The organism is Erwinia rhapontici (assembly GCF_020683125.1).
GTDB lineage: Bacteria > Pseudomonadota > Gammaproteobacteria > Enterobacterales > Enterobacteriaceae > Erwinia > Erwinia rhapontici.
This window is the reverse complement of record NZ_CP085627.1, coordinates 4,302,871-4,319,597: the sequence shown is the minus strand read 5'-3', so window position 1 is coordinate 4,319,597 and position 16,727 is coordinate 4,302,871. Positions and strand designations below refer to the sequence as shown.

15 protein-coding genes are annotated in these 16,727 nt (G+C 56.7%); 5 read left to right on the top strand and 10 right to left on the bottom strand.

Annotated features, from left to right (window positions below; all coding sequences use genetic code 11):
* Positions 1-21: 21 nt before the first annotated feature.
* Positions 22-408 (bottom strand): DUF4354 family protein, encoded by a 387-nt coding sequence (locus LJN55_RS19905; protein ID WP_227535116.1) that lies wholly within the window; start codon positions 406-408, stop codon positions 22-24.
* A gap of 115 nt (positions 409-523) precedes the next feature.
* Positions 524-1,240 (bottom strand): YtjB family periplasmic protein, encoded by a 717-nt coding sequence (locus LJN55_RS19900; RefSeq protein ID WP_133842396.1) that lies wholly within the window; start codon positions 1,238-1,240, stop codon positions 524-526.
* Between the two features lie 152 nt (positions 1,241-1,392).
* Between LJN55_RS19900 and serB the strand changes: the two genes are divergently transcribed.
* From serB to nadR, 3 genes are read left to right on the top strand one after another with little or no spacing between them, the layout of a single operon-like run.
* Positions 1,393-2,370 carry a phosphoserine phosphatase gene (serB, locus tag LJN55_RS19895; protein WP_133842395.1) on the top strand — a complete coding sequence of 326 codons (978 nt, stop codon included), beginning with the start codon at positions 1,393-1,395 and terminating at the stop codon, positions 2,368-2,370.
* Between the two features lie 9 nt (positions 2,371-2,379).
* Positions 2,380-3,762, top strand: coding sequence for a DNA repair protein RadA (gene radA / locus LJN55_RS19890; RefSeq protein ID WP_133842394.1), 1,383 nt, complete (start codon positions 2,380-2,382; stop codon positions 3,760-3,762).
* Between the two features lie 12 nt (positions 3,763-3,774).
* Positions 3,775-5,001: a multifunctional transcriptional regulator/nicotinamide-nucleotide adenylyltransferase/ribosylnicotinamide kinase NadR gene (gene nadR / locus LJN55_RS19885; protein ID WP_133842393.1), complete on the top strand. Its 1,227-nt coding sequence runs from the start codon at positions 3,775-3,777 to the stop codon at positions 4,999-5,001.
* A gap of 60 nt (positions 5,002-5,061) precedes the next feature.
* Here the strand turns inward: nadR and LJN55_RS19880 are convergent, their stop codons facing one another.
* Positions 5,062-6,063, bottom strand: a complete 1,002-nt coding sequence (locus LJN55_RS19880) for a zinc-binding alcohol dehydrogenase family protein (protein ID WP_227535115.1) — start codon at positions 6,061-6,063, stop codon at positions 5,062-5,064.
* A 104-nt stretch (positions 6,064-6,167) separates the two neighbouring features.
* On the opposite strand from LJN55_RS19880, the gene LJN55_RS19875 reads away from it, so the two are divergent.
* Positions 6,168-7,064: a LysR family transcriptional regulator gene (locus tag LJN55_RS19875; protein ID WP_133842391.1), complete on the top strand. Its 897-nt coding sequence runs from the start codon at positions 6,168-6,170 to the stop codon at positions 7,062-7,064.
* 40 nt (positions 7,065-7,104) lie between these two features.
* Here LJN55_RS19875 and ettA read toward each other — a convergent pair whose 3' ends face one another.
* On the bottom strand, positions 7,105-8,772 hold the full coding sequence (gene ettA, locus LJN55_RS19870; protein WP_133842390.1) for an energy-dependent translational throttle protein EttA: 1,668 nt from the start codon (positions 8,770-8,772) through the stop codon (positions 7,105-7,107).
* Between the two features lie 195 nt (positions 8,773-8,967).
* Between ettA and LJN55_RS19865 the strand changes: the two genes are divergently transcribed.
* Positions 8,968-9,912, top strand: coding sequence for a 2-hydroxyacid dehydrogenase (locus tag LJN55_RS19865; RefSeq protein ID WP_133842389.1), 945 nt, complete (start codon positions 8,968-8,970; stop codon positions 9,910-9,912).
* 53 nt (positions 9,913-9,965) lie between these two features.
* On the opposite strand, the gene deoR is transcribed toward LJN55_RS19865, so the two are convergent.
* The 6 genes from deoR to urtB form a co-directional block, all read right to left on the bottom strand.
* On the bottom strand, positions 9,966-10,709 hold the full coding sequence (gene deoR / locus LJN55_RS19860) for a DNA-binding transcriptional repressor DeoR (protein WP_167863343.1): 744 nt from the start codon (positions 10,707-10,709) through the stop codon (positions 9,966-9,968).
* A gap of 136 nt (positions 10,710-10,845) precedes the next feature.
* On the bottom strand, positions 10,846-12,123 hold the full coding sequence (locus LJN55_RS19855; protein ID WP_227535114.1) for a PDDEXK-like family protein: 1,278 nt from the start codon (positions 12,121-12,123) through the stop codon (positions 10,846-10,848).
* A 131-nt stretch (positions 12,124-12,254) separates the two neighbouring features.
* Positions 12,255-12,953, bottom strand: a complete 699-nt coding sequence (urtE, locus tag LJN55_RS19850) for an urea ABC transporter ATP-binding subunit UrtE (protein ID WP_171149240.1) — start codon at positions 12,951-12,953, stop codon at positions 12,255-12,257.
* 1 nt (position 12,954) lies between these two features.
* Positions 12,955-13,746 (bottom strand): urea ABC transporter ATP-binding protein UrtD, encoded by a 792-nt coding sequence (urtD, locus tag LJN55_RS19845; RefSeq protein ID WP_133842385.1) that lies wholly within the window; start codon positions 13,744-13,746, stop codon positions 12,955-12,957.
* A complete protein-coding gene (urtC, locus tag LJN55_RS19840; protein ID WP_227535113.1) occupies positions 13,739-14,815 on the bottom strand; it encodes an urea ABC transporter permease subunit UrtC in 1,077 nt (358 codons plus the stop codon). The genes urtD and urtC overlap by 8 nt, the downstream gene beginning before the upstream one ends.
* The gene (gene urtB, locus LJN55_RS19835; RefSeq protein ID WP_374760143.1) at positions 14,815-16,374 is read right to left on the bottom strand and encodes an urea ABC transporter permease subunit UrtB; all 1,560 of its coding nucleotides are present in this window, start codon (positions 16,372-16,374) and stop codon (positions 14,815-14,817) included. Before urtB ends, urtC begins: the two co-directional genes overlap by 1 nt.
* Positions 16,375-16,727: the final 353 nt, after the last annotated feature.

Here is a 16,727-nt window from a genome sequence, read left to right as displayed (position 1 = left end):
GCCCCGCACAGCCGACCTTCATTAACGACATTTGTCCGTAATCTTCACCTGATTGATATCAAACACACTGTCATCAGCGGCAGAGAAAATCACCGGACCTGTGACTTTGCCCTGAGGTTTTAATTTCCCGTGCGCCAGATGATCGTCAACACGGTCAACCGGGAATACCCGGCCATCATGCGAATACCCTTTCAGGCAAAACATCTGCAAGTCGATATTTTTCGCTGTGGTATTTTTCAGCGTAACGTTAAACGTTTTCCCGTAATTATCCAGGCCATCTGACGACAGGGATTTCAACTCTTTTTGAGTGGAATAAACAGCGATCCCGGATTGATCTGCGGCAACAGCAGCAGCAGAAAAACACAGGCCCACAGTGGTCATCGTGATGATAATAAAGCTCCGTTTCATCGTTGTACTCCTTAGTTTTCAGGCATCAAGAACGCATAAGCGCTCGGGAGTGTTTAAGATGCAGCGGAGGTGAAAAGGAGTACAGAACACGAAAAGCTATTTCAACGGAATAGCTTTATTTGCTGTTAGATAAGGAAGACGTCGCTTTATTTTCTGTATCGGAAGCCGGAGGGCTACCGACTGTTTCAGCGTCTGTTTCACTCTCGTCATCATCCTCTTTCACCGGATTGTTTGCGGTGAGCAGGAACGGCGACTGCTGCCAGCGGGTACGACGATCGCGCAGCAGAGTACGGGAGAGAATAATGCCGATGGCCAACGCCAGGATCATCATTAAGCGCAGTATATTGGTGGTGTTATCCACCTGCTTAGCTTCGGTGACCAGTACATGGGTATCCAGCGTGACGCGCAGAAATCCGCGCGGGCCGTCTTTGCTAGCCAGCGGCTGGACAATCTGATGGTTAAAGTAACTACCGGCACGCTGGCCATCCAGTGCCAGGCGGTCGCGTACGTTAATGCTTTCACCGCTGTGTGCGATCAAACTTCCCTCGCTGTCATACAGTGAAGCATCAAGAATGCGGCTTTCATGGGTCATCTGGTCGAGTGAATCGATAATTTTTTGATGATTATCATCCGGATTGTCCATCAGCGGCGTCAGCGTCCAGGCGACCTGGCGTGTCAGCGTATGGGCCAGTTCTTCAACCTGTTCAGAACGCGCCATCTGGTGCCCCAGACTGAACCACGAGGCGCCCTGCATCAGCACGACCAGGAGTGTCAGGCAAATCAGGACGATCACCGTACGGTGAAGACGAAACTTCAGTTTGGCTTTTGCCATCTCAACCCTTCAATCCTGGAGAAAGAACCGCTTTTCGGTCATTAGCTTTATGTTGCCAGAAGGCGGGCTTACAGGGTAGCCTCTTGCGTGGTTTTAATGCTCTGCCTATGTTGAGCAACAATAGTGATAATTAAGTCCTTACAGGAGCTGTGATGCCAAATAGCCTCACCTGGTGCGACCTGCCTGCCGAAGTCTCTCTCTGGCCGGGGTTACCTCTATCTTTGAGCGGTGATGAAGTGATGCCGTTGGATTACCGTGCTGGCCGTACCGGCTGGTTGCTGTATGGGCGCCAACTCGATAAGGCCCGACTGACAGAATATCAGCGCCAGTTAGGCGCTGCGATGGTGATCGTCAGTGCCTGGGTGGTGGAGGATTATCAGGTGGTACGCCTGGCCGGTTCCCTGACACCGCGTGCGATGAAGCTGGCCCACGATGCGGGCATGGATGTTGCTCCGTTAGGGCGCATTCCCCACCTGAAAACGCCAGGTCTGCTGGTGATGGATATGGACTCCACGGCGATTGAAATCGAATGCATCGACGAGATCGCCAAACTGGCGGGCAGCGGCGAGCTGGTGGCGGAAGTCACCGAGCGTGCGATGCGCGGTGAACTGGACTTCGCTGCCAGCCTGCGTCAGCGTGTGGCCACGTTGAAAGATGCCGATGCCAACATTCTGAAAACCGTGCGTGACCAGCTACCGTTGATGCCGGGCCTGACTTCGCTGGTTGCTAAGCTGCAGGCGCTGGGCTGGCATGTAGCGATTGCTTCCGGCGGCTTCACGTACTTTGCTGAATACCTGCGCGATACGCTGCACCTGTCGGCGATTGCCGCCAACGTGCTGGAAATCCGCGATGGCAAGCTGACCGGCGAAGTGCTGGGCGACATCGTTGATGCACAATATAAGGCAGACACGTTGCGTAAGCTGGCTGCCCGGTTTGAGATTGCTCCAGAGCAGACGGTGGCCGTCGGTGATGGCGCCAATGATCTGCCGATGATCAAAGCCTCAGCGCTGGGCATCGCCTATCATGCCAAACCGAAAGTGAACGAGCAGACCGAAGTGATTATTCGTCATGCTGACCTGATGGGCGTCTTCTGTATTCTCAGCGGCAGCCTGATCCACGAAGAGCGTTAAGGGGTAGATTTGGCCAAAGCGGTAAAGCGCGCCTTTGTCTGTAACGAGTGCGGCGCAGATTATCCTCGCTGGCAGGGCCAATGTAGCGCCTGCCATGCATGGAATACGATTACTGAGGTGCGTCTGGCGGCATCGCCTGTTGTTGCGCGCAATGAGCGCCTGACAGGTTACGCCGGTAGCGCCGGGCCAAGCCGCGTGCAGAAACTGTCGGACATCAGTCTCGACGAACTCCCGCGGTTTTCCACCGGTTTTAAAGAGTTTGACCGTGTGCTGGGCGGTGGTGTGGTCCCGGGCAGTGCGATTCTGATCGGGGGTAACCCCGGCGCGGGGAAAAGTACCCTGCTGTTGCAAACCCTGTGCAAGCTGTCAGAAGGGATGAAAACCCTGTATGTCACCGGGGAAGAGTCGCTGCAACAGGTGGCGATGCGCGCCCATCGTCTGGGATTACCCACTGAAAATCTGAATATGCTGTCGGAAACCAGCATCGAGCAAATCTGCCTGATCGCCGAGCAGGAGCAGCCGAAACTGATGGTGATCGACTCGATACAGGTGATGCATATGGCCGATATCCAGTCCTCTCCCGGTAGTGTCGCGCAGGTGCGTGAAACCGCAGCCTATCTGACCCGTTTCGCCAAAACCAAAGGTGTCGCCATCGTGATGGTGGGCCACGTGACGAAAGACGGTTCCCTGGCAGGGCCGAAGGTGCTTGAACACTGTATTGACTGTTCGGTGCTGCTGGATGGTGATGCGGACTCGCGTTTCCGTACCCTGCGCAGCCATAAAAACCGCTTTGGTGCGGTGAATGAGCTGGGCGTGTTTGCCATGACCGAGCAGGGGCTGCGTGAAGTGAGCAACCCATCGGCGATATTCTTAAGTCGTGGCGACGAAGTCACCTCCGGCAGTTCAGTGATGGTGCTGTGGGAAGGAACACGTCCGCTGCTGGTGGAGATTCAGGCGCTGGTGGATCACTCGATGATGGGTAATCCGCGGCGCGTTGCGGTGGGCCTGGAGCAGAACCGTCTGGCGATCCTGCTGGCCGTATTGCACCGCCACGGCGGCCTGCAAATGGCCGATCAGGATGTGTTCGTCAACGTCGTGGGTGGAGTGAAAGTCACGGAAACCAGTGCCGACCTGGCCCTGATGCTGTCGATGGTTTCCAGTCTGCGTGACCGCCCGTTACCGCACGATCTGGTGGTGTTTGGTGAAGTGGGGCTTGCGGGGGAGATCCGCCCGGTGCCAAGTGGTCAGGAGCGTATTTCCGAGGCGGCTAAACATGGTTTCCGCCGCGCCATTGTGCCGATAGCGAATGTGCCGAAGAAGCCACCGGAAAATATGAAAGTGTACGGTGTGAAGAAGCTGGCTGACGCGTTGTCTATACTTGACGAATTATAATGGAGTGAGTCCATGTCATCGTTTGACTACCTTAAAACCGCCATTCGCCAGCAGGGCTGCACCTTACAGCAGGTATCTGATGCCAGCGGTATGACCAAGGGGTACCTCAGTCAGCTGCTGAATGCGAAAATCAAAAGCCCCAGCGCGCAGAAGCTGGAGGCGCTGCACCGTTTTCTCGGGCTGGAGTTTCCGCGTCGCGAGAAAACCATTGGCGTGGTGTTTGGTAAATTCTATCCGCTTCATACCGGCCATATTTATCTGATCCAGCGCGCCTGTAGCCAGGTGGACGAGCTGCATATCATCATGGGTTACGATGAGCCGCGCGATCGTCAGCTGTTTGAAGCCAGCGCCATGTCACAGCAGCCCACGGTCAGCGACCGTCTGCGCTGGCTGCTCCAGACCTTTAAATACCAGAAAAACATCCGTATTCACTCATTCAATGAAGAGGGAATGGAGCCGTATCCGTACGGCTGGGACGTCTGGAGCCACGGCGTGCAGTCGTTTATGGACGATCACGGCATTGTGCCGAACTGTATCTACACCAGTGAAGAGGGGGATGCCGAGCAGTTCAGTACCCACCTCGGTGTCGAGACCATTGTTATTGATCCAAAACGTTCATTTATGAACATTAGCGGCGGGCAGATTCGTCAGGATCCGTTCCGCTACTGGGAATATATTCCCACTGAAGTGAAGCCCTTCTTCGTGCGCACTGTGGCGATACTCGGCGGTGAATCGAGCGGGAAATCCACACTGGTCAATAAGCTGGCGAATATCTTCAATACCACCAGTGCCTGGGAGTTTGGCCGCGATTACGTCTTCTCGCATCTGGGCGGCGACGAGATGGCGTTACAGTATTCTGACTACGATAAGATCGCCCTCGGCCAGGCGCAGTACATCGACTTTGCGGTCAAATACGCCAATAAAGTGGCGTTTATCGACACTGACTTTGTGACCACGCAGGCATTCTGTAAAAAGTATGAAGGCCGTGAGCATCCGTTTGTTCAGGCGCTGATTGACGAGTATCGTTTCGATCTGGTGATCCTGGTGGAAAACAACGTGCCCTGGGTGGCCGATGGGCTGCGCAGCCTGGGCAGCTCGGTGGATCGCAAAGAGTTCCAGTCACTGCTGATCGCCATGCTTGGCGAGAATAACATCAACTATGTTCACGTTGAGCAGGACAACTACGACGAGCGCTTCCTGCGCTGCGTCGAACTGGTGAAAGAGATGCTGGGCGCTTAAACATCGCTGCCCCGCCGCAGGGGCCGATCCTTTTTTCCGATCGGCCCGCCACGGTGAAACTTAATACACCATCACCACTTTGCCACGCATATGGCCGTCCAGCACTAGCTGGTGGGCTTCTGTCAGTGTTTCTACGCTCAGCCCATGCAGGGTTTTGCTCAGTGAACCTGCCAGCTTACCGTCATCCAGCAGCGCGGCAGTGACATCCAGAATCTCTCCCTGACGGGCGATATCCGGCGTGGTGAACATGCTTCGTGTGTACATAAACTCAAAATGCAGCGCGGCACTTTTCAGCTTCAGCTGATCCATGTTTAACGGTTTCTCGTTTTCAACGATGGTACAGATATGCCCTTGTGGTGCGATCAGTGTGCTCATCGCTTCCCAGTGACCATCGGTATCGTTCAGGCAGAAAATGTAGTCCACCTGTTTGATATCATGCTTCGCGAGCTCTCCAGCCATATCACGGTAGTCGATCACCAGGTCGGCGCCACGATCCTGACACCACTGTGCTGAATCAGGGCGTGATGCCGTGGCGATCACCGTCACTTTGCTGCGCAGTTTGGCCAGAGGGATCGCCAGCGAACCGACGCCGCCTGCGCCGCCTACAATCAGCAGCGTTTTGCCTGCTGTGGCACTTTCGAGTTGCAGACGATCAAACAGGCCTTCCCACGCTGTCAGTGCAGTCAGCGGGATGGCGGCAGATTCTGCCCAATCCAGTGAGCGAGGCTTGTGGCCGGTAATCCGCGCATCAATCAACTGCTGGCTGGCATTGCTACCTGGCCGGGTAATGTCGCCTGCGTAATAGACTTCATCGCCCGCTTTAAAACCACTGACCTTGCTGCCCACGGCCAGCACGATACCGCTGGCATCCCAGCCGAGCACGCGTGGCTGTTGCAGGCCATTTTTCTGTGCGCCTTTATGGACTTTGGTATCCACCGGGTTGACTGATGCGGCTTTGACGTCGACCAGCAGATCGTATTCACCCGGCGTTGGCTGGGGTTGCTGGATTTCAATAAACTGCTGCGGGTTTTCCGGGCTGATGGCAATGGCTTTAATGGTCATAGTGTTTCTCCTGAATACCTGAATAATTGTCTCTCAGTGTAGGTAATCAGCAAACGAATGATAAGATGGACAATGATGCACGCAGTGTTCGTTTGAGGTGAACAATCATGTTTAAACAGTTGCAGGATATGGCGCTGTTTGCGCTGGTGGCCGAGTGCGGGAGTTTTACCGCTGCGGCGAATCGTGCGGGTTTACCGAAATCCAGCGTCAGCCAGCGCGTCAGCCAGTTGGAGCAGGCGCTGGGGTTGCGGCTGATTAACCGTACCACGCGCCAGCTCAACCTGACCTTTGCGGGCGAGCGCTATCTGGTGCACTGCCAGGAGATGCTGCAGGCCAGTGAACGCGCCGGTATGGCGATTGAGCGACTGCGCGATAATCCCAGCGGGCGGCTGCGCATTACCTCTCCTGCCGGCATTGGTGCCACGCTGCTGGCGCGTTTCAATACGGCTTTTCAGCAGGAATATCCCGATGTGACGCTGGATGTGTCGGTGTCCGATGAAATCCGCGATTTGGTGCAGGATGGCTTTGATGTGGCGCTGCGCACCGGAAGGCCGCAGGATTCGTCGCTGATTGGCCGCCGTATTGGCTACTGCCAGCGCCTGCTGGTGGCATCGCCAGAGTATCTGGCATCGTTGCCGCCGCTGACCCATCCCGGCCAGCTCTCCGCACACCGCTGCATTGCGCACCGCGCCTGGACCGAATGGGTGCTTAAACGTGATGAGGAATATTATCGCTGGCTGCTGCCGCCCACGCATATGACCGATAATCTGGTGTATGCGCGCGAGTGTGCGCTGGGCAAAGCGGGTATTACGCTGTTGCCGCGTTTTTTAACCGATGAGGTGTTGTCGCAGGGCGATCTGGTGCAGGTGCTGCCGGAGTGGGAAGTGGAGGGCAATGAGCTGTGGCTGGTGTACCCAAGCCGTAAGTTGAACTCGCCTGCGCTGTCGCGGTTTATTGATTTTGCGATGCAGTCGCCGGTGTTTCGGGAGTTTTATACGTAGGGGGGCGACCTTTTTTTGGTCGCCCCGTAAGCCCGGTCGCTTACTTGATCATACGCTTGTACTTAATACGTTTTGGCTCAAGCGCTTCCGCACCCAGCGTACGTTTCTTGTACTCTTCGTATTCAGTAAAGTTACCTTCGAAGAACTCGATCTTGCCTTCATCCTGGTAATCCAGAATGTGGGTGGCAATACGGTCCAGGAACCAACGGTCATGCGAGATCACCATGGCACAGCCCGGGAACTCCAGCAGGGCGTTTTCCAGCGCGCGCAGGGTTTCAATATCCAGGTCGTTGGTTGGTTCATCCAGCAGCAGCATGTTGCCGCCAACCTGTAACAGTTTAGCCAGATGCAGACGACCACGCTCACCACCGGACAGCTCGCCAACGCGTTTACCCTGATCAACCCCTTTAAAGTTAAAGCGGCCAACGTAGGCACGGCTTGGCATCTCGGTGTTGCCGATACGCATGATGTCCTGACCGCCGGACACTTCTTCCCATACGGTTTTAGACCCATCCATGCTGTCGCGGAACTGATCCACTGACGCCAGCTTCACGGTCTCGCCCAGTACGATGCTGCCGGAATCAGGCTGTTCCTGACCGGACATCATGCGGAACAGGGTCGATTTACCCGCGCCGTTCGGACCGATGATGCCAACAATCGCACCTTTCGGAACAGAGAAGGAGAGATCGTCAATCAGCAGACGGTCACCGTAAGATTTGCGCAGGTTGTTGACCTCAACCACTTTATCGCCCAGGCGTGCGCCAGGTGGAATAAACAGTTCGTTGGTCTCGTTACGCTTCTGGTATTCGGCGTTGTTCAGCTCTTCAAAGCGGTTCAGACGCGCCTTGCCTTTAGATTGCTGGCCTTTAGCGCCTTTACGCACCCACTCCAGCTCTTTCTCAATCGATTTACGACGAGCCGCTTCGGAGGAGGCTTCCTGCGCCAGACGCGCATCTTTTTGCTCCAGCCATGAAGAGTAGTTACCTTCCCATGGAATCCCTTCACCACGGTCCAGCTCCAGAATCCAACCGGCCACGTTATCGAGGAAGTAACGGTCGTGCGTAATCGCCACAACGGTCCCTTCGAAGTCGTGCAGGAAGCGTTCCAGCCAGGCTACGGATTCCGCATCCAGGTGGTTCGTTGGTTCGTCGAGCAGCAGCATGTCTGGCTTTTCCAGCAGCAGACGACACAGCGCAACGCGGCGGCGTTCACCCCCGGACAGAGTGCCAATCTTCGCATCCCAGTCCGGCAGACGCAGCGCATCAGCGGCACGTTCGAGCTGGGTGTTCAGATTGTGGCCGTCGTGCGCCTGGATGATTTCTTCAAACTTGCCCTGTTGCGCGGCAAGTTTGTCGAAGTCTGCATCCGGCTCTGCGTACTTAGCGTACACCTCGTCCAGACCTTTCAGCGCGTTGACCACTTCGGAAACGGCTTCTTCTACCGACTCACGAACGGTGTGTTCCAGGTTAAGCTTCGGTTCCTGCTCCAGATAGCCAATTTTCAGGCCCGGCTGCGGACGCGCTTCCCCTTCGATGTCTTTATCGATGCCCGCCATGATGCGCAGCAGCGTAGATTTACCTGCCCCGTTCAGACCCAGTACGCCGATCTTGGCGCCAGGGAAGAAGCTGAGGGAGATGTTTTTCAAAATATGACGCTTCGGCGGAACGACTTTGCCGACGCGATGCATGCTATAGACGAATTGAGCCACGTTAGTTTGAGCCTCTTAATTAGCAGGGGCATAAGGGTGCCCACTCAGATAGCGGAGTTTAGCTGGTTTCCCCCCTTATTCACAGCCGGAACGCAGAGGATTATCCCGATATCAACGGATCTGCCTGATTTCTGTTTGATTTATGACCGTAGCCGTCTAAGCTCATTTTTTGCCTTATAAATGATGGAGATATCGATGAAAGTTCTGATCGCGGCGGAAGAAAATGCCTGGGGTGGGATGATCCAGCAGTTCCGTCAGAGACTCCCCGATGTCGAATTTGTTGCTTCTGCCGGGCATGCGGCAGAGAGCCTGGCGGGTTTTGATGCGCTGATCCCCGGCATGGCGAAGGTCAATCAACGTCTCTTACAGACAGCCGATCGCCTGAAGCTGATCCAGCAGGCGGGAGCCGGGCTGGAAGGGGTGGATATTGAGACGGCTCGCCAGCGCGGTATTACCGTGGCCAATGTGCCATCGGACCGATCCGGCAATGCAGATTCCGTTGCGGAACTGGGGATCTGGATGATGATCGGCCTGGCACGTAAGGCCAGCGAAGTGCCGCAGATGCTGGCTACCCGTCAGCTGGGCCTGCCGGTCGGCATGGGGCTGAAAGGCAAGACCGTCGGATTGGTGGGGCTGGGCGGCATCGGTAAAGCGCTGGCGCAGCGGCTCGCCGCGTTTGATATGCGCATGATTGGCGTGAAACGTCAGGCGTCTGATGATTTTGCCCGTCAGCATCGCCTGGACTGGGTTGGCGGCATGGAGCGTTTACCGCACCTGCTGCGCGAGGCGGATTTTGTGGTGCTGAGTTTACCGGACAACCCGGAAACGCATCATATTATTGATGAGCCTGCGCTGGCGAAGATGAAGCAGGGCAGCTTCCTGATTAACCTTGGGCGCGGCGGTCTGATTGAGAAACCGGCGCTGCTGGCGGCGCTGGAGAATGGGCCGTTGGCCGGTGCCGGGCTGGATGTCTTCTGGCAGGAACCGCCCGACCCGCAGGATGTGCTGTTCCACCACAATGTGATCGCCACGCCGCACATTGGCGGCGTGACCGATATTTCACTGGAGGGCAATGTGGCGGGGGTGTGTGAAAACCTGCGGCGTCTGCGCGATGGTGAGGCGATTTTGAATCGCTGGTGAGGAGGGTTGCGGGTCGGGCATGCCCGACCCCTACGATATCCGGCGCCCGATACTTACGAGGCGATAACCTCAATGCCGATATCTTCACCGGGAGCGGCATCGCTGATCAGGCCGTCGAACGCACTGAGATCGGCAATGCGAGCAGGCAGCACTTTGCCAAATTTGCTGCTGTCTGCCACCAGCAGGCGCGAACGCGCACGCTGTAATGCCAGATGTTTCATCGGCAATTCACTCAGGTTGTAGCAACTGGCACCCTGCCGGATATCGATGCCAGCGGCGGAAATAAAGGCTTTATCGGGACACAGGCTGTCCATCACTGACTGCGTGCCCAGCGGTGTGAAAATGGCGTTGTCTGGATGGAATTCGCCACCGCACAAGATCACCCGGCAGGCGGTTTTTTCTTTCAGGGCCAGAAAAGTGTTCATGGCGCAGCAAACCGCGGTAAACGGCAGGTCTTCGTCGATGGCATCGATGATCCACGGCACCGTGGTGCCGCAATCGAAATACACCGTCTCTTCCGGCTGGATCAACGCGGCGGCACGCTGCCCCAACAGACGTTTGCGATCGACATTCTGCTCCTGCTGATCGGAAACAAAATAATGGTTCTGATGACGCATCGGATCGCTGACGATATATCCCCCCAGCAGAACCACAACGCCCGGACCGCTACTCAGATCGCGACGAATGGTCATCTCAGACACGCCAAGCAGATGAGCCGCTTCTTTCAGATGGATTTTATCGGTGCGTTTCAGCGCCTGGGCCAGCTTATTGATACGCTCGTCGCGCCGGATTTCCATGAGTCTTTTTTCCATTATCGCGGAGAGAAATGAGGGTGAACGAAAACGATTGCCTGCTGCGTTTTACCTGTTTTGCAGTTTACCTTCAATAGGATAGTGCTGCAAACAAGCTCGGGATGGTGGCAGGGACGTGGCGCTACTTAGCTACGCTAAGTAGGCGACGAACGGATGCTTCCAGTGTTTGCACCAATTCCGCCCTGTCTGTTTTTTCCGCCAGGACGACCCGGCGGCGTATCCGGCTCAGATGGGTGTCGAAACGACGGTCGAATTTTTGCAGAGACTCGCGTAACTCCTCGCCTTCGGCTTCGGAATTCGCACTGTTGACGTCAAGCACTAGCGCCAGATCGTATTTCGTCTGAGTATGATCCGAGTAACGGATTTTGAAAAATACCGGCCAGTAGAGTTCCTCGCCAGTATATTTCTCCCATCCAGGGGGGCGCACGTCAATCCGGGTCCGCGTGGTGTAAATATTGTCACGGTGCAGCAGGGGAATTTTTGTCGCGAGCGTCTCTTTTAGTGAGGCCATGCCCTGAGTCTGACGCAACAGGGAGAATACGGCTTTGTTTTGCAGCAGAAACAGCGTTTCGGGGGCTGTGTGAGTGTTAAACCAGTTTCTTTCCAGCCGTCCGGTCGAGTTTCCCAGTAAAGACTTGAGGGCATTCGCGTGCGTTTCATGTAACCCGGCGGCGAGTGCAATGGCACGCTTCTCCATCGGGCTTTCCCAGTTGCTTTGCCGGGTGCAATAACTGACGACCAGCCGGGCTGCGAGGTTGCCGCGCTCCAGCTGTAACACGGCCCGATCCGCTGAGGGCTTTAACCAGTCATATCCCATATGTAACCAGTAGCCATTTGAGGGATGATCCTCGACATCAGTCTCAAATGCGCGATCAAGCGCAATCAACACGCAGCTGTAATCTTTCAAATGGGCCTTTTTAGCCACGCTTTCCTGCCAGCTTTTCCGATAGCCGTCGAGTTGCTTCTCGCTATGGGCGGTCCCGGCTTTATTCTCGATCAGCAGCACGAATTTATGGGTGGGATCGATCACGAAAAGATCCACACGCTCCGAGGCGTTCATCCCTAATTCACGCGCGGTGAACACACTGCCAAAGCTTGCCGTGCGGATCCTCGATGGTGTCCATTCAGTAAAGAAACGCGAAGTGGTGCTGCGGCCATCAAGCGGATAGCCTGCGGTGATCGTGTTGCTAGCGGCCAGCAGCAGGTCACGGATGATCTGGTCTCCCTGGCCATGACCTTCACGCGGGTCGAACATCCAGGCCAGCAGATCGGAGTGCTGATTTTCGCTGAGATTGATCACATCCAGCAGGTCATCGCCAATCTTTACTACTTCACAGAGTTCAGAGAGTTTATTATCACCCAGAAAGGTTTCGACGGCTTCTTGAGTCGTTGCATCCATACGTAAATATCCCGTTGCTGAGTATTGAAAACCTGAGAGAAGCCACTCGCTAATCGAATGGCTTTTTGTCAGAGTTTACAAAATAACAGGAAAGGTGAACAGCGTCTGGAGGTCACTGCGCTGAGAGAATGTTAAATCGTTACCAGCCCCCGGACGCCTTCGGCTTCCATCGCTTCGCCGCGCCCACGCTGGACGATCTCCCCCCGTGACATCACCAGATAATTGTCGGCCAGCCCGGCGGCGAAATCGTAAAACTGTTCGACCAGCAGGATCGCCATATCCCCGCGTGCGGCCAGCTGGCGGATCACCGCCCCGATCTCTTTGATCACCGAAGGCTGGATCCCTTCGGTGGGTTCATCGAGGATCAGCAGTTGCGGTTTACAGGCCAGCGCCCGGCCGATCGCCAGCTGTTGCTGCTGACCACCGGACAGATCGCCGCCGCGCCGCTGTTTCATCTGCCACAGAACCGGAAAGAGTTGCCAGATCTCCTCCGGCACCTGCGTGGCCTGGCTGCCTGAAAAGCGTGCCAGTCCCATCAGCAAATTCTCTTCCACCGTCAGACGCGGGAAGATCTCCCGACCCTGGGGCACATAGGCGATCCCGGCCTGCACCCGCTGGTGCGGTTTGCGCTGGTTGATCGTTTGCCCCTGCCAGTTGATGTTGCCGGATTTCGCCGGGATCAGCCCCATCAGGCATTTCAGCAGCGTAGTTTTCCCCACACCGTTACGCCCCAGCAGGCAGGTTATCTCGCCGGGTTTTGTTTCGAATGACAACCCGCGAAGGATATGGCTGCCGCCATAATATTGATGTAGTTCAGAGACCTGTAACATATTATCGCCCCAGATAGACTTCAATGACCTGATCGTTTGCCTGCACGTCGCGCAGCGAACCTTCCGCCAGCACCTGGCCCTGATGCAGCACCGTCACATGGTCAGCAATGGTTTCAACAAAGCCCATATCGTGTTCCACCACCATTAGCGAATGCTTGCCGGCAAGGGTGCGGAACAGTTCGGCGGTATAGTCGGTTTCTGCGTCGGTCATGCCAGCGGCGGGTTCATCCAGCAGCAGCAGATGCGGGTCCTGCACCAGTAACATGCCAATTTCCAGAAACTGTTTCTGCCCGTGGGAAAGCAGGCCCGCCGGGCGCTGGCGTTCACTGCCAAGGCGCAGCAGTTTCAACACCTCGGTAATGCGATCCTGTTGTTCACTGTTCAGTCTGGCGCGCAGACTGGCCCAGACCGATTTATCGGTTTTTAAGGCAATTTCCAGATTTTCAAATACCGTCAGCGCTTCAAACACCGTCGGTTTCTGGAATTTACGCCCAATGCCGATGCGGGCGATTTCCACCGGGGAAAGGGTGGTCAGGTCGATGCTCTGGTCGTAGATCACTCGGCCACTATCCGGGCGGGTTTTGCCGGTAATCACATCCATCAGCGTGGTTTTTCCCGCGCCGTTAGGGCCGATCACGCAGCGCAGTTCGCCAACGCCAATCTGTAAGGAGAGGTCAGTCAGCGCTTTGAAACCGTCAAACGACACATTGATATTCTCCAGCTGTAACACCGGATCCGTCTGTTCACGGTGACGGTCGGCGCGGTGGGGCTGGGTAAACAGGTGCTCAGTCATGTTTCCTCCTGCGCAGCAGGCCAATCACGCCGCGCGGCAGGAACAGCGTGACGAGGATAAACATCAGGCCTAAGAAAAATAGCCAGTATTCAGGGAATGCAACGGTGAACCAACTCTTGGCGCCGTTGACGATCCCGGCACCAAGCAGCGGCCCAATCAGCGTGCCGCGCCCGCCGAGCGCTACCCAGATGGCGGCCTCAATCGAGTTAGTGGGCGACATTTCACCAGGGTTGATAATGCCCACCTGCGGCACATACAGCGCCCCGGCCAATCCGCACAGCACGGCAGACAGCGTCCAGACAAACAGCTTAAAGCCCCGGGGATCATAGCCGCAGAACATCAGGCGGTTTTCCGCATCGCGCACCGCCGTCAGCACCCGGCCAAATTTGCTACGCGCCAGCAACAGACCTATTGCCAGACTGGCCGCCAGCAGTAGCACCGTGGCCATAAACAACCCGATGCGCGTGCCGGTTGCCGTCACCGGAAAGCCGAGCAGGGTGGTGAATCCGGTAAAGCCGTTGTTACCGCCAAAGCCGGTTTCATTGCGAAAGAACAGTAACATCCCGGCATAGGTCAGCGCCTGGGTCATAATCGAGAAGTAGACGCCTTTGATTTTTGAACGGAAGGCGAACCAGCCAAAGACCAGCGCCAGCAGGCCTGGCACCAGCACAATCAGGCACAGTGCCCAGGCGAAATGCTGCGTGCCTGCCCAGAACCATGGCATCTCGGTCCAGGACAGGAACGACATAAATGCAGGCATCCCCTCACCGGAGGCCTGGCGCATCAGATACATGCCCATGGCATAGCCACCGAGAGCGAAGAACAGTCCATGGCCGAGGGATAGCAGCCCGGCGTAGCCCCACACCAGGTCCAGCGCCACCGCCACAATGGCGTAGCAGAGGATTTTCCCCACCAGCGTCAGGGTGTAAGTCGACATAAATAGCGGGTGGTCGGCGGGCAGCAGCGCGAGGAACGGCAATAGCAGCAAGAGCAGCAGTACCACCGCACCCAGCGCGGTCGTCAGGCGCGGGGCTTTTCGTGCCAGGGTCAGCGTTATGGGTTGCGTCATCAGTCAATCACCCTCCCTTTAAAGGCGAACAGTCCCTGCGGTCGTTTCTGAATAAACAGCACGATCAACACCAGGATCAGGATCTTACCGAGCACCGCGCCGATCTGCGGCTCCAGCACTTTGTTCAGGATGCCGAGGCCGAGTGCGGCCACCACCGTGCCGGCCAACTGCCCAACGCCACCGGTCACCACCACCAGGAAGGAGTCGATGATATAGCCCTGTCCCAGCTCCGGGCCGACGTTGCCCAGCTGCGACAGCGCCACGCCGCCCAGCCCGGCAATGCCGGATCCAAGACCAAAGGCCAGCATGTCGACACGTCCGGTAGGAACACCGCAGCAGTCAGCCATCGCACGGTTTTGTGTGACCGCGCGGACATTCATGCCGAGGCGGGTTTTATTCAGCAGCAGCCAGGTCAGCACCAGCACGCCGATCACAAACAGGATCACCGCCAGGCGGTTGTACGGCAGCACGAGGTTAGGCAACACCTGTAAGCCGCCTGACAGCCACGGCGGATTGGCCACTTCCAGGTTTTGTGCGCCGAACAGGATGCGCACCAGCTGGATCAGCATCAGGCTGATACCCCAGGTGGCGAGCAGGGTTTCCAGCGGGCGGCCGTACAGATGACGAATGATGGTGCGTTCCAGCGCCATGCCGATGGCGGCGGTGATAAAGAAAGCGGCCGGCAGGGCCAGCAGCGGATAAAAGGCTAGCCACTCCGGGGCGAAGCGCTGGAACAGGTTCTGCACAATCCAGGTGGCATACGCGCCGATCATCAGCATTTCACCGTGGGCCATATTGATGACCCCCAGCAGGCCGTAGGTGATCGCCAGTCCAAGAGCGGCCAGCAGCAGCACCGAGCCCAGCGACAGGCCGGTAAAAGCCTGACCTAAAATATCGCCGGGCAGCAGGCGATAACGAATCTGTTTCAGGCTATCGGCGGCCGCCGCACGCACGCGGGCATCGGCTTCATTCTGGGGTTGCAGCAGGTGTTCCAGGCTGGCCTGCGTTTGCGGATCGCTGGTTTCTCCCAGCCGTTTTACCGCGTCCAGACGCACCAGCGGGTTAGGATCCGCCAGCTGTAATCCGGCAACGGCCTGGGCCAGCACCGCATGAACGGTAGCATCTTCCTCGGCGGCCAGACGCTGTTTCAGCAGCGGTAGCTGGTCGATATTGGCTTCATTCTGCAAGGCGCGCGCGGCGTGCAGGCGAATGGGGGTAATCGGGCTGACCAACTGGTGTGCGGCGAGCGCAGAGGTAATCATCACGCGCAGTCGGTTGTTCATAAATAATTTTTTGGTTGCCCCCACGGGCGCCGCGTTGCCTTCCAGCGGGACCAGTTGGTCTTTGGTTCGGGTAAAGGGCTGTTTGTGTTCATCCAGCACCACGTTTTCGCTGTGCAGCGCCTGCAATAAAGGCAGGCGGTTGGCATTCGGTGCGGCGGCCCACTGCTGTAAGAGTGTCAGTTGATCGCTGCGGCTGGCGGCGGCAAAGTCGGCGGCCGGGCCTGCCTGGGCCAGAAGCGGCAGGCTGAACAGCAGTAACACCAGGAATCGCATCATTATGGCTCCGGAGAAATAACGGGTCGGGCATGCCCGACCCCTACAACATTGTTAGGCGTAGGGGCCAGACGTGCCGACCCGTACAGCATTGTTCGGCGTAGGGGCCAGGCATGCCCGACCCGTACAACATTGTTAGGCGTAGGGGCCAGGCTGCCCGACCCGTACAACATTGTTAGGCGTAGGGGCCAGGCATGCCCGACCCGTACAACATTGTTAGGCGTAGGGGCCAGGCTGCCCGACCCGTACAACATTGTTCGGCGTAGGGGCCAGGCATGCCGACCCGTACAGCATTGTTAGGCGTAGGGGCCAGGCATGCCGACCCGTACAACATTGTTCGGTGTAGGGGCCAGGCA

Excerpts from the sequence above, each read along its gene's own strand:
- LJN55_RS19905 (WP_227535116.1), bottom strand. The coding sequence starts at position 408 with ATGAAACGGAGCTTTATTATCATCACGATGACCACTGTGGGCCTGTGT.
- LJN55_RS19900 (WP_133842396.1), bottom strand. The coding sequence starts at position 1,240 with ATGGCAAAAGCCAAACTGAAGTTTCGTCTTCACCGTACGGTGATCGTC.
- serB (WP_133842395.1), top strand. The coding sequence starts at position 1,393 with ATGCCAAATAGCCTCACCTGGTGCGACCTGCCTGCCGAAGTCTCTCTC.
- nadR (WP_133842393.1), top strand. The coding sequence starts at position 3,775 with ATGTCATCGTTTGACTACCTTAAAACCGCCATTCGCCAGCAGGGCTGC.
- LJN55_RS19880 (WP_227535115.1), bottom strand. The coding sequence starts at position 6,063 with ATGACCATTAAAGCCATTGCCATCAGCCCGGAAAACCCGCAGCAGTTT.
- LJN55_RS19865 (WP_133842389.1), top strand. The coding sequence starts at position 8,968 with ATGAAAGTTCTGATCGCGGCGGAAGAAAATGCCTGGGGTGGGATGATC.
- deoR (WP_167863343.1), bottom strand. The coding sequence starts at position 10,709 with ATGGAAATCCGGCGCGACGAGCGTATCAATAAGCTGGCCCAGGCGCTG.
- LJN55_RS19855 (WP_227535114.1), bottom strand. The coding sequence starts at position 12,123 with ATGGATGCAACGACTCAAGAAGCCGTCGAAACCTTTCTGGGTGATAAT.
- urtE (WP_171149240.1), bottom strand. The coding sequence starts at position 12,953 with ATGTTACAGGTCTCTGAACTACATCAATATTATGGCGGCAGCCATATC.
- urtD (WP_133842385.1), bottom strand. The coding sequence starts at position 13,746 with ATGACTGAGCACCTGTTTACCCAGCCCCACCGCGCCGACCGTCACCGT.
- urtC (WP_227535113.1), bottom strand. The coding sequence starts at position 14,815 with ATGACGCAACCCATAACGCTGACCCTGGCACGAAAAGCCCCGCGCCTG.
- urtB (WP_374760143.1), bottom strand. The coding sequence starts at position 16,374 with ATGATGCGATTCCTGGTGTTACTGCTGTTCAGCCTGCCGCTTCTGGCC.